The 12,301-nt window shown below is 64.5% G+C and carries 10 protein-coding genes; 2 read left to right on the top strand and 8 right to left on the bottom strand.

Annotated elements, in window-relative coordinates; translation table 11 throughout:
- Window positions 1-26: 26 nt before the first annotated feature.
- The 7 genes from MRBLWO14_RS05215 to MRBLWO14_RS05245 form a co-directional block, all read right to left on the bottom strand.
- The gene (locus tag MRBLWO14_RS05215) at window positions 27-785 is read right to left on the bottom strand and encodes a cytochrome c biogenesis CcdA family protein (protein WP_341935394.1); all 759 of its coding nucleotides are present in this window, start codon (window positions 783-785) and stop codon (window positions 27-29) included.
- A 16-nt stretch (window positions 786-801) separates the two neighbouring features.
- A complete protein-coding gene (locus MRBLWO14_RS05220) occupies window positions 802-1,452 on the bottom strand; it encodes a TlpA disulfide reductase family protein (RefSeq protein WP_341935395.1) in 651 nt (216 codons plus the stop codon).
- Window positions 1,453-1,555: 103 nt separating this feature from the next.
- The gene (locus MRBLWO14_RS05225) at window positions 1,556-2,482 is read right to left on the bottom strand and encodes a PDR/VanB family oxidoreductase (protein WP_341935396.1); all 927 of its coding nucleotides are present in this window, start codon (window positions 2,480-2,482) and stop codon (window positions 1,556-1,558) included.
- An 18-nt stretch (window positions 2,483-2,500) separates the two neighbouring features.
- A complete protein-coding gene (locus MRBLWO14_RS05230) occupies window positions 2,501-3,127 on the bottom strand; it encodes an MSMEG_1061 family FMN-dependent PPOX-type flavoprotein (protein ID WP_341935397.1) in 627 nt (208 codons plus the stop codon).
- A 113-nt stretch (window positions 3,128-3,240) separates the two neighbouring features.
- Window positions 3,241-3,600, bottom strand: coding sequence for a MerR family transcriptional regulator (locus MRBLWO14_RS05235; protein ID WP_341936166.1), 360 nt, complete (start codon window positions 3,598-3,600; stop codon window positions 3,241-3,243).
- Window positions 3,601-3,775: 175 nt separating this feature from the next.
- Window positions 3,776-6,238: a hypothetical protein gene (locus MRBLWO14_RS05240; RefSeq protein ID WP_341935398.1), complete on the bottom strand. Its 2,463-nt coding sequence runs from the start codon at window positions 6,236-6,238 to the stop codon at window positions 3,776-3,778.
- A gap of 1,111 nt (window positions 6,239-7,349) precedes the next feature.
- Window positions 7,350-8,165, bottom strand: a complete 816-nt coding sequence (locus tag MRBLWO14_RS05245; protein ID WP_341935399.1) for a metallophosphoesterase — start codon at window positions 8,163-8,165, stop codon at window positions 7,350-7,352.
- 147 nt (window positions 8,166-8,312) lie between these two features.
- Between MRBLWO14_RS05245 and MRBLWO14_RS05250 the strand changes: the two genes are divergently transcribed.
- The gene (locus MRBLWO14_RS05250) at window positions 8,313-8,822 is read left to right on the top strand and encodes a hypothetical protein (protein ID WP_341935400.1); all 510 of its coding nucleotides are present in this window, start codon (window positions 8,313-8,315) and stop codon (window positions 8,820-8,822) included.
- A 292-nt stretch (window positions 8,823-9,114) separates the two neighbouring features.
- Here MRBLWO14_RS05250 and MRBLWO14_RS05255 read toward each other — a convergent pair whose 3' ends face one another.
- Window positions 9,115-10,317: a Druantia anti-phage system protein DruA gene (locus tag MRBLWO14_RS05255; RefSeq protein ID WP_341935401.1), complete on the bottom strand. Its 1,203-nt coding sequence runs from the start codon at window positions 10,315-10,317 to the stop codon at window positions 9,115-9,117.
- A 1,347-nt stretch (window positions 10,318-11,664) separates the two neighbouring features.
- Between MRBLWO14_RS05255 and MRBLWO14_RS05260 the strand changes: the two genes are divergently transcribed.
- Window positions 11,665-12,132, top strand: coding sequence for a hypothetical protein (locus tag MRBLWO14_RS05260; protein ID WP_341935402.1), 468 nt, complete (start codon window positions 11,665-11,667; stop codon window positions 12,130-12,132).
- Window positions 12,133-12,301 lie beyond the last annotated feature (169 nt).

A 12,301-nucleotide genomic window follows, 5' to 3' on the forward strand; every position in this document is an offset into this window, starting at 1 on the left:
GATCCTTCCGTCGCGGCGTCTTCTGGTCAGAGCGGGAGGAAGACACTGCTCATCACCGCCTGGAGTCGGGACATGATGTCGGTCCACAGTCCGGTCACCATCAGCACGCCGAGCAGGATCAGCAGCACGCCGCCGATGATGTTCACGACGCGGATGTGGCGGCGCAGGAAGCCGATGGTCTTCGCCGCCCAGCCGAACCCGAGGGCGACGAGCAGGAACGGGATGCCGAGGCCCAGCGAGTACGCGAGGCCGAGGAAGCCCGCGCGCACCGGATCTCCGGCATTGAAGGAGAGTGCGAAGATCGCCGTGAGCGTGGGGCCGAGGCACGGCGCCCACCCGATACCGAGCGCGATGCCGAGCAGCGGTGCGCCGATCACGCCGTACTTCGAGTCGACATGGAAGCGGAGCTCCCGCTGCGCGAATCCGAAGAGGCCGAGGAACACGAGACCCATGAGGATGACGACAGCGCCGAGGATGCGGGTGACGAGATCGCCCCAGCGGATCAGGAAGACGTTCGCCACCCCGCCGATCGAGGTGAGCGCGACGAAGACGATGCTGAAGCCGAGGATGAACAGCAGCACACCCAGGACGAGGCGGCCGCGCCCCGGAGCGACCTGCTGCGCACCGTTCGCGGGGCGCGGCGACACCGCGCCGCCGAGGAACCCCAGGTAACCGGGGACGAGCGGGAGCACGCAGGGCGACAGGAACGAGATGAGCCCCGCGAGCATGGCCACGGGGATCGCCAACCAGAGTGCGCCCGAGTTGATGATGACTTCGGGGTTCACGGCGCACCCGCCGGGGTCACGAGTCCTCCGCCAGAGCGTCCTTGACGAGCGTCGAGAGGATGGAGGTGCTGTCGATCGGACCGATGATCTTCGCCGCGACCCTGCCCTGCTTGTCGAGCACGAGCGTGGTCGGGGTGGCCTGGATCGGCACGACCTCGGCGAAGGCGAGCTTGGCCTCGGCGGTGTCGACGTCGATGAGGCTCGGGTAGGTCACTCCGAACTCCGCCGAGAACGCCTTGGCGGTGTCTGCCTGGTCGCGGGTGTTGATGCCGACGAACGCGACGCCGTCACCGCCCTGCTCCTGCCAGACGGTCTCGAGGTCCTTCGCCTCGAGGCGGCACGGGGCGCAGCCCGCGTACCAGAAGTTGACGACCGTGACCTTGCCGGCGATGTCGGCGCTGTCGAAGTCCTCGCCGTCCTCCGTGACGCCGCCGAAGGCGACGGGCTCGCCGCGCTCGGCGACGGGGATCTCGACGATCGCACCGTCGGCGGCCACGTAGCCGGTGTTGTCTCCGCTGAGGAAGGAGTCGCTGACCGCATCGGGAGCGCAGGCGCTCAGACCGATGGCGAGTACCGCGGCGAGCGCGACTCCGACCGCACGGCGAGAAGACCGGATGCGGGAGGGGCGGCCGCTGCGGATCGGACGAACCGTCGAGGCGAGTGGCACGATTCCCAGTTTACGCGCGGGTTCCTATGCGTAGGCCGGGTGGAGGAGTCGCCTCAGAGCCCCGCGAGCACGTCGTCGACGCCGGCACGGAAGCCCGCGTGACTCACGCGTCGACGGTGAGCCGGGGGCTGATCGACCGCGAGACGCACGGATAGATCGTCGATGAATCCTCGTCGACGGTGAGGGAGTCGCGATGCTCGGGTTTCCCGTCGAGAACGCTCAGTGCGCACGAACCGCAGATGCCGCGCAGGCAGGAACCTCGCACGTCGACCCCGGAGTCTCGCAGAGCGTCGAGCATGGACCGCTGCGCCGCGACCGTCACGGCGATCCGCGATCGACTGCAGACGACCGTGAACTCCTCGTTCGGCCGATGCTCCCGCGGCTTGGGCTCGAAACGCTCGACATGGATGCTGCTGCCGCTGGGCAGATCCGCATCGAGCGCGGTGAGCGCATCGATGAAGCCCTGCGGGCCGCAGGCATGGATCGCCGTGCCCGGAGCGACCTCGGACACGAGGCGCGCCAGGTCGACCCGGCCGTCCTCACCACTGGCGTGGATGACGATCCGGTCGCCGAGCGCGTCGAGATCCGCAGCGAAGGCGACGTCGTCGGGTCGTCGCACGAGGTACACCATCCGCCAGTCAGCGCCTGCGGCCGCGAGATGCCGCGCCATCGCGAGGATAGGCGTGATGCCGATTCCTGCGGCGACGAGCAGGTACGACGACGCCTCCGCGAGGGCGAACAGGTTGCGGGGCGGTCGCACCCACACCCGGCTCCCCACGCGGAGGAACGAGTGGATGTACTGCGAGCTCCCGCGTGACGACGGCTCGCGCAGCACGGCGATCCGATAACCGGTGATGTCGGCGGGATCCCCACACAGCGAGTACTGACGTTCGTGACGCGTGATCAGCTGCACGTCCACGTGCGCGCCCGGCGCCCACGGCGGCAGCGCCGCACCATCGGGCGCTTCGAGGCGCACGCTCACGATCGAGGGGGTCTCGCGGACGATCTCGCTGACGAGGAGGGGCATCATCCCTTCGCGAGAGCGCATTCAGTACAGCACCTTGTACGCACTGGCCATCGCGCCGTCGATCGTGTCCCCGACCAAGGGATCGTAGCCAGAGGTGCTCGCCCAGATCTGCCCGGATGTCGGCACCTCCTCGGCGAGATCCTGCGTCTCGGGATCCCAGAGGCCCGCCCGCAGCAGGGCGCGTCCGCAGTGCAGGTACACCTGCTCCGTGCGCACGACGATGGCGAGGTCGGGAACGGAGTGGTCCTGCTCGAGCATCGCCAGCAGGGACGGATCGTCGGTCACGGAGGCGGTGCCGTTGATGCGGAGGGTCTCCGTCATCCCCGGGACGAAGCACAGCAGCCCCACGTGGCCGTTGTCGAGGATGTTCGTCATCGAGTCGGCGATCTTGTTCCCGAGCCGATCCGGGATCACGAGCGTCCGCCGGTCGAGGGCGCGCACGAAACCGGGATAGTCGCCTCGCGGCGAGCAGTCGCAGTTGCCTGCGGCATCCGACGTCGACAGACAGCAGAACGGCGAGTGCGCGAGGAACGTCAGGCAGTTGTCATCGAGGTGGTCGATGATCTTCTGCACGGTGGGAGGCTCGACATCGCCCAGGGCTGCACGCATGCCGCTGAGGTCGACCGGGCGGAACTCTCGAACGTCCATCACTCCACGCTACGTGCGGAGTCCGACGACGTCTGCGTCGTATCGACACAGGCATCGGGACGGCGACTATGCCCCGGGCACAGTCGACGGCGGCACCGCCGACGCCGTGCCCCTCACAGACGCGCCAGGACGTCGTCGACGCCCGCACGGAAGCGGGGGCACGTCGCGATGTCGTGGGATCGGCACCGCATCGCGTGCTCGGTCATCTCGCGCGAGCGCCGCATCTCCTCCATGCGTCGATCGAGGTCGGCGAGGTGCTGTTCGAGCACCTCGTGACGACCGCGGGCGCCGTCGTCGAGGAGGATCGCGATCTGCTCCAGCGACATTCCCGCTGCCTTGCTGCGCTGGATCACGGCGACCCGCACGACGTCGTCCTCGCCGTAGCGGCGGCGCCCCGCGGCATCCCTCGTCGGGCGGAGCAGGCCGACGGACTCCCAGTGACGCAGCACGTTCGTCGGCAGATCGATGTGCATCGTCACGAAGCATGCATCAGGTCTGGAGCATGTGCTCGTTGATTTAGCGGGCCGAGACACTCGCGAGCTTTGACTACATCGTCACGATAGTTGCTCCATTCTCGACGAGATCGCTCCAAGCGCTAGGAGCGACGGTTCGAGATCGGTCGAAACTCGAGAAAGAAGATTCGCCGGACTAGCCGCGCCGGCGTCTGCCGGCTCCCTTCGATTTCTTGCTCGGGTTCAGACGCTTCGTCGCTCGGCGAGCAGACGGTGGAACCGGACGCCCCATTACGGCCGACGGAATGAGACCCATCTCAACAGCGGCGTCATCAAGTTCCTTGTTCTCGGCCGGCAAGCTGTTGTCATACCGGATCGAGCGCACCTGCGCCTGTTCGTCGAAGATCACCATCAGCGCGCGGTCCGATTTGATCTGGTGCTTCTTGGTGAAGCCGTAGATCGCCAGTCGTCGGCTTGCCTCCTGATCAGACATCCCCTTGGGTTTCGTGCCCATGAATAAAGTCGGATAGCCCCATGCCCCCGCGAACGTCATCAGCGAGTTGTGGTGCAGCCCGTCATCCGCCGTCTTCGCCACGAGCTGTTCAATCATCTCCCCCACGGACTCCTGCCCCTCCTCGGCAAGGTTCAAGAGATCCGAACTGAAACGGAACCAACCGGGCTTGCGCCCATCCTGAAGGAAGTCCACAAGCTCGTTCACGGAGGTCATCGCCTCGAAGACCGGTTTCGGGGCTTCCTCCGTGCTGGACCCCTCACGGAAGTACACCCACGCGTCCAGCGGATCGGTGTGCGTCATCACTCGCGTCGGCATTGCGGATTCGCGGAAGCGGCGGCGGTCTTTCCCCGTCGGCCGGGGCACGCCGAGGAACTCCTCGCTCACGCGGTCAGGGTCCGGTTCCACCCATAGTCCACCGCTTAGGAACAGCATGAATAGATCGAGTTCGTCGATTGCTTTGAAGGTGAGCGACACCTCGGATTCTGTGCGGCGACGCAGGTAGAGAAGAAACTCCGCCGGCCGGTCCAGCACCTCGGAGATGATGGTGAGGTCGTGCAATGTGATCAGCCACGGGAAGCGTTCGCTCTTGATGACGTCGGCGCGCACGAGCTCGTCGAGCGCGGTCGATATCGGGCCGAAGTCGTCGAGGAACACCGTGACTGACCGAATCTCGCGAATCTCTGAAAGGTCCAACCAGGTACGGTTCTCGAGCCACAGTCCGCCATTCGTGCGGATGTGGTCTTCGAGCCGCAGCGCTTGCGTCGTGGCGCTTCCGACGGTCTCACGGAGGTCAGCGGACAGACGCTGGACCTTTCCGCGTCGGGCTGCACTGGAGAGGCTTTTCGCCTTCACTTCCACACAGATGGCAACATCCTCGACGAGGAATAGTCCGTCCGCTTCGGTCTGTTCCGCGAAGGTGGTGATGTTCTCCGCATCCGGCCCTAGGCGGGCGACGTCCACGTCGGGATTGGCACGGAAGTACTTGAGGTTAGCGTGCGCGGCATCCGCGCCGAGCAATGTGCCCAGTCGTTCGAGCGCGAGCTGCTCGCTCACCAGCGCTCGTCGCTTTTCGTACCGCTTGAATTTCGGGGCGGACCGCTTCAGCGCTTCCTCAGCGACCAGGCGGAAGCAATCGGTACCGATGGGCTTACCCGTGGAGACGTAGACGCCATCCGCATCGCGGACAAGGGACGCTGACCTGAAAGCATTGTCGCCGCCAAGGAACCGTTGTACTGCAGCGAGAGCGTCGGCCTCCTCGAAAGGCAGACTGAACAGTTCCAGAACGGCCAGAGCACGACCGGGATCAACGTTCGCGGATTCGGCGATCTCCTCTACGGTGAGCGCGGCGCGTCTGCCCGGGAACTCCAACATGCTCGACAGCGCGGTCCGAGCCTCAGCGAGGAACGCAGGGTCGTTCGCTTTCGCGTGCCGTTGTTCGAACATGCCTGCGGTGGCGTCACGCAGCGCGAAGAACTTCTCACCATGAACCTGCGCGATGGCATTACGAACGGCGAGAAAGTCCTCATAGCTGAAGCCGAGTGTGTCGACCAGCAAGTCACCGATGTGTTCCGACGCGAACAACGCCGAGTTGATCTCGTCGTGGACATGCAGATACTGCTTGAACTGCACAGTCAGGTCGTGGCTCACATAGGAGGCGGACAGCGCGGTCAGCGCACCATGCTCATTTCGCTCGCCAGCATCGAGGAGCGTGAACGACCCCAACGTGAGCATCTCCGCTGCACGTTCGTGGAGGTCAGGGATCGTCCCGGCGGGTCGCGTCGTCGCGGTGGGACGCTCGACGGGTGCGCGTTGACCTCGTGTGAGGAGAATGATGGCGATGAGCTCGACGGCCGAAGGAAGGTGGTCCTCTACGCTTTCACGGTAGCCCTCGAGGAACATCGGTAGTTCCCGCATCCGCATCAGCTCAATCACATCGAAAGCGTCCGCATCCTTCAGCGACTCGACGATGTTGTTGACGTGATCTTCGATGATCGCTGGCCCCCGTTTGACATATTCGCGCGGGTTCTCCCCCTCCTCGAGACGCGCGAGCGTTTCACCCATCCGCTGGAACGCGGCACCGAGACCTTCGTCGTCGGCGGAGATGATGCGACCTGCAGGCAGATCCAGTGATTGCTTCTTTTCCATGAGTTCCCCCTCTTCACGGGAACCATAGCGCCGACCGCAGACACCCATAGGTACTTCAGCAGGCAGGAGAGCGATACCAGCTACAGCGAGGCTCGGTCATCCTCGTTCAACTCCACGATCCCTCACCGCTGAGCGAGAGTTGCGGATCAAATCAGGAGGCCATGAAATGTCGATTCATGAGAGCTGCGACGCGGAGAAGTATGCACGACCACGTCCGTAAATCCTCAGCCTGCGCCCCACCTTCCGGGGTTGCGAACCCCAATTCAAGATCATCCCGGCTCTTTGCGGTTGCACTCCCCGCACCCGCCACGCGCTGTCCGCATCCTGCCCGACTCAAGCACCTCATGCCCTGCTTCGCAGGCCCAATGGATCTGCTTCGAGGCGGTCGCTTTCACGCTTGAAGGCGTGCTAACCCCGCTTCGACCTTCGACCCAGTCGGCCGCGATGTGCGGATGCGTGGTAGCCATGTCGTTCACTCCTGGAACAACACGAACTCCAGAGCATTCGGGGCATCCAGTGCCTCGAAGACGAGACTGCGGCGCGCACCGCCACAGATGAATTCGCGCGCACCGCCTCCAGAGCCTTCGGTTGCTTCCAGCCGTGATGGACGGGGCCGTGAAGGGCAGGTTCTGGGTGGGATGAAACTCGGCAGCGAGATGTGGATGAGTGGTGGCGAGGTCGTTCAGGCCCGCGCGTATGATGCGGTTCGCGCAGACCCCGCATCGATGCCGTCCCCGGGCGCGGGCGATACCCGTGGCCCGCCATTCGTGACTGCACCGCGGACAGCGCCAGGCCAGCACCCTGGCTGTGCTGGCTCGGACATTTCGCGGGGTCAGATCACCGTTCCGGTCAGGGTGGAGTTCCGCCGCGAGGTTGGGGTGCGTCGTGATCTCGGGCCACGGGCTCCTCTCAGCGCCATCGTCCATGGTTACCCCTAGTGTGCCGTCGAACCACATCTTCGATGATCTCGTCCAAGATCCGTCGCCCGTCAATGTAGTCCCAGCCGTCACGGATTGCGGCACGCGATGACTGTAAGCCGTCGAGCCGACATGAGTGGAACGCCTCAAGTACGCCGTTGAGTCGCTCTTCCCTCGAACGAAAGGCGCGACCGTTATCCATCAGGGAACGCCGCTGACCGTATCTGGCGGATGCTCGGCGTCTCCAACCGCAGCGTGCGCAGGTTCAGGATGGCGAGGCTCCCCTCCTGTGTGTCGCGCCCGAAGCTCGCCACTCGGCGGCCATCGTCGGTCGCCCCACCGCCGGCGACGTGCATGTGCCCGTGCATGAGAAGCTCGGGTCTCACGGCATCCCATACTTGCGCCACGCGCTCACGCGACTCCTTTGACTCAGCCAGCGTCTCATCGGGGAACCCCATGGGGTTGGCGCGGAGCACCTGCCGCACGGCGCGGACCGGCGTGCGCGCCGGTGATTGGTGCGTCAGCATCACGTCAGTGGGCCCGCCCGCGATGGCCGCTTCGACATGGTTGTCCGTGATGGCCTCGTCCGGCCACCATCCTGCACCGTTGATGCGCCACAATCGGTCAACGGATGCCGCGCCTCCGAGCGAAAGGACAGAACGCCCAGCGACGACAAGGCGGGCCGGCCGCGGAAGCAGCCAGGTGATCCTCGAGACGCGCACCGCCTCCCCAGGGCGCTCGTCGAGCAGCGGCGTGATCTCGGACCATGGTTCATGGTTGCCGAGCGTGACGTAGATACGGTCGATGTTGGTGTCGGCGAAGATCTCGTCAGTGAGCGCCGGATCGATCCACCAGTCGCCAAGCTGGAGGATGGTGGTCACATCGGGCGCGAGCGCAGAAATCACTCGCGCCAGCGTTCTCACCCAGCCGACGTTCCCGTGCCAGTCACCACACACCGCGACACGTTGGTCATCCAGCACGATGCGGTCCGTGTACTCGAGCGCTTCCACGAGTTCTCCGCTCGGCTCAGCTACCGCCCGATGACTGCATGATAACGCATTGCGGACTAAAGTCCGCAATAGGACTACCGCTCCTCGCCGAACGGCGGAGCAACGACGGCCGTCGTCGTCCTTTCATCCGCCACGCATAGGGGGTGCATGACCATCCTGAACGAGACCCCGTTCCCCCTCTTCCTCACTTATGAGGAGGTGGCCGCGTACCTGCCCGACGTTCCGCTCGTCGAGACGGTCGACATTGGCGGGCATCGCATCCTCCCCATCCGCGCGCTGGCTCCCGACCTCGAATCCGACGAGATCCACGAGGCCATCCACCTCACCGAGCGCGAGAACGTCGACGCCCTGCGCACCGCCGACGGCGAGCTTCGTTTCGAGTACGCCTGCACCCAGCTCGAAGTTATCCTCGCCCTGGCCGAAGAGCAGGGAGTCCGTGCGTGGGATGTGGTGGCCTACATCGCGCAGCAGGTCTTCCCGGAGCTCACCTTGCTGGACTCGACGAAGACCCCCGTCACCACCCTCGACGCACTCCTCCGCCATGACGGCGTCGACCAGCGTTCGTTCCACCTCATGTCGAACTTCCCGCTGAGCGTTGCGCCGCCGAAGTGGTTTCCGAAGGGCGGGATGCCGAACGTGGTGTTCAGCGGGATGTAGAGCGCACACGGGGAGATCTCTCATGAGTGAAGAGCCGAGCCGTCGGGCTGAGATCGTCGGCCAGTGCTACACCGCAACAAGCTTGTCCCGCACCTTGGTGGGCAGAGGACAAGATCACCCAGGCTGCGGTCGAGCTTCACGTACTCGAGCTCGATGCCAGCGACGGCGTCGTCCTCTACCCCGCGTTTCAGTTATGCGACGGTCACGTCGGCAACGGGCTCACCGCGGTTCCTCCCCAGTGGGCCCGCACCTTCGGCGTCGTGAGCAGCTGCTCGATGCGACGCGTCCGGGGCTAGGGCCACAGCCTCCACGATTCCGGTAGGAACTCGCGCCATTCTTGCGTTCGACTCGCCCGAGGGAGCATCCACTTCTGCTTCCACCATGCGGCGAGCTCTGCCGTTGGAGAGGTGACCCAATCGAGTTGACTCACGTCACCACGAAGCCATTCCGCGCTGTTTCGTGCGAGCGGAGCGATGAAGACCTCTCGTTGTACGCCGTGCATTCGGAAACGAGATGGGCTCAAGCCGACGGCGGACAGACCGCGCTGGATGACCTCTCGTCGGTTGCGGAAGCCGCTCCCCCAGTTTGCATGCCGGTGCGTGGCGTCCGTCCCAGACATGTCGTTCCTGGCGGCTTCGACGAGCAAGTCATACACCTCGCCCGAGAAGTGAAAGTCACCAGTTCCCTGGGTGAAGCCCACGCTGCGCAGCGCGAGCGAGCCATCGGATGCGCGTACCCGGTTGTACACGGAGCTTCTACCAAGGGCCGACGCAGTGGTCACGAGGGCAAGAGAGGCCTGCGGGTCACGCCTAGAGATCAACGTCTCACGAGCGCCGTAGCGCTCGTCGAAGACGCTACGCAGCTCATCGCTGCGCAATAGCAATGCTGCAAGCTTGCCCGCGAGCAGCGAGTTGTATGGAGGGACAGCGCCGAGGACGAACGCATCCATGACCGACGTCAGCCTGTCCTTTCGCTGATCCGCTGACCAGCCGAGGGCGCGGTCACGGACGCCGAGCGAGTACACAGGATCGGCAAGCCCGATGAGACCCATGACCGCATCGCCGTGACCTTCATCAACGACGAGCGCTCGGATGCGTCGGCCGTAGCCGCCGGAAACCGGTATGGACCAATGCAACGAAACCCATCGCCACAGCAGAGCATCACGTCCCCGTCCCGGAGGCAGGATTACAAGGCGCGGCGAAACCTTCGCCGGGTCGATCTCGCTCCCCGCGACAAGGCGGGCAATGAATTCCGGCTCGTAGCGCTCGAGTGCACCGCGCGCTCGCTCTCGTTGCGATGCGACCGCAACCTCGTGCAACGAGCGCACGCTGTTCTTGTCGCCGACCGGAGCCAAGAGACCCTTATCGTCGAGAAGTTTGAAACCTTGAGCACCCAAGCTCAGCAGGATGCGCTTTCGAAGCTCAGGCTCGCTCAGAGCTGCCTCGTTCGGTTCTTGGGGCGGGTCTGAAGAGACGCGCAGCGCGTTCGTGTGCACGTTCCTCCTCGGCTCAGGGCGTTCTCCGCCTTGGTTCATCGTACGGTTCATGTCTCATACATGCGCGGTCGGCGCGGTATCGATGACCCTGCCCGGATGCGCGACCGGACACCGTGCATAGACTGCAACGGTGGCGCGGACATTCATTGCGGGTGTGGATGCTCCCGCACCTGACCTTCGAGTGTGGAATCGCCTGCACCGGGAGTTTCATGACGCACCCGATGAGCACCGTGCAGCTCAAATGCTCTGCCGTTTCACGGGCGGGACTCCCCTACTGCATGACAAGGACGGCAAGCAGCGAGCTGTAGACATCCTGCTCGCGCTCCCCACGGGCTCGCGAGCGGTCGTCGAAGTGTCATCCACCTTCGACCCGATTCTCCGACGAGACACGCACAACAGCGACCGCTTCGAGGCTGACATCGCCTCGCGATACGCGGGGACGGACCGCTGGGTGCTGCACCTGCAACCCGGCTGGGATGTGCCTCCGGCCAAACACAGACGCATACTTGCGGACGCTGTCGCCCGGGAACTCGAACAGCGAGACCCGGACTTCCCTATGGGAGCCTCGGAAGCGCGCACTGGATCTTCGCATGGAGGGACGCATCAGCACTCGGCGGCGTCGAGATACGCGGTTGGGATTCTCGGGTTCCCCGTTCACAGATCGGCGCGGCGGAAGAGCTCACCAGTTTTCTGGACGGGACAGCCATGAGAAACAAGCGCGAGAAGCTCATCACAGACGCGCGATCCGTCAGAGCTCGGCATCGGCACCTTTACTTACTCACGACGCCGACCGGCAAGAACGCCCACATTGGCACGGCGAGCACTTGGGAGCTCTCCGATGGGTCCTTTCAGCTACCGACTGACCTCGATGAACTATGGCTGGATGGATTGAACGGACTCGTGCGTCGGTTCAACCCCGCCACCGGCTACTGGACCGAGTACTCAGTCTGATGCGGCTCACAGCTCAGCGACGGCGAAAGGTTCGGCTACGGTCATCCCCAGCACAGCCGCGAGGCCACTTAGCGTCGCGGTCCGTGGGTTAGAGGGACCGACCTCACCTTTCCTGCCGGAAGCTCGCCCCGACTCGATGAGCTGCAGCTGATGCTTGGTGATAGCTGCCTGATCGGCGGGTGACTCCTGCGACAGACCGCGAGCGTTCCTCGACCGGCGAAGCGTGCCGCCCAGCCGGCTCGCGCACCTACCTAGATGGCATTGATTATGACGCAGCAGGGACTTGGGTCCGCGGATTCGGAGACGTTCGGAACCTGAGACAATTGCGTGGCGCCGCGCGCACCGATTGGAGCGCCGGGCTTCGATATCGGCGCCACAGCCACCAGAGGAGTCGGCTTGCAGACGACAGCCCATCGCACCGTTCGGAACGACCCGCATGTGAACACGGTGCTACTGTCCGTGAAACCTCAGTTCGCTCGGCGTTTACTCTCGGGCCACAAGACCGCCGAGGTTCGCCGCCGCTTTCCGACGCTCGCTCACGGCACGGCCGTGTACCTATACGCCAGTAGCCCCCTTCGTGCCATCATCGGTGTTCTTCACATCGAAGCAGTGCGCACAGGCGCCCCCGAGGTCCTGTGGCCGCGATACGGCGATCAGCTCGACATCACGGAAGAGTACTTCCTGGAGTATCTCGGGGACAGAGGCACTGCTTCCGTCGTCGAGCTGCGGGTCGACGAACGATGGGACCGCCCCGTTTCGCTGGAGAGCATGCGCGAATTCGCGGCACTCGAGCCGCCCCAGAGCTATCGTTATCTAAGCGCCGACCAACAGGACATACTCCGCAGTCTGTCCAGGGCAATTTAGCGTCACCGCCGATTCCCGCGCCTCCGTCGCCCTTTTGCACGGGAACCCGCCTGGCACATCTTCAGAACAGCTGTGTCACAGTTTCGATGCACTTGCATACAGGAACGTACCTGTACCGGCATAATGTGCAATGCGAGTGGGGACGACATCACCCCGATTACGAGAGGGG

Origin of the sequence: Microbacterium sp. LWO14-1.2 (genome assembly GCF_038397715.1) — a bacterium.
GTDB lineage: Bacteria > Actinomycetota > Actinomycetes > Actinomycetales > Microbacteriaceae > Microbacterium.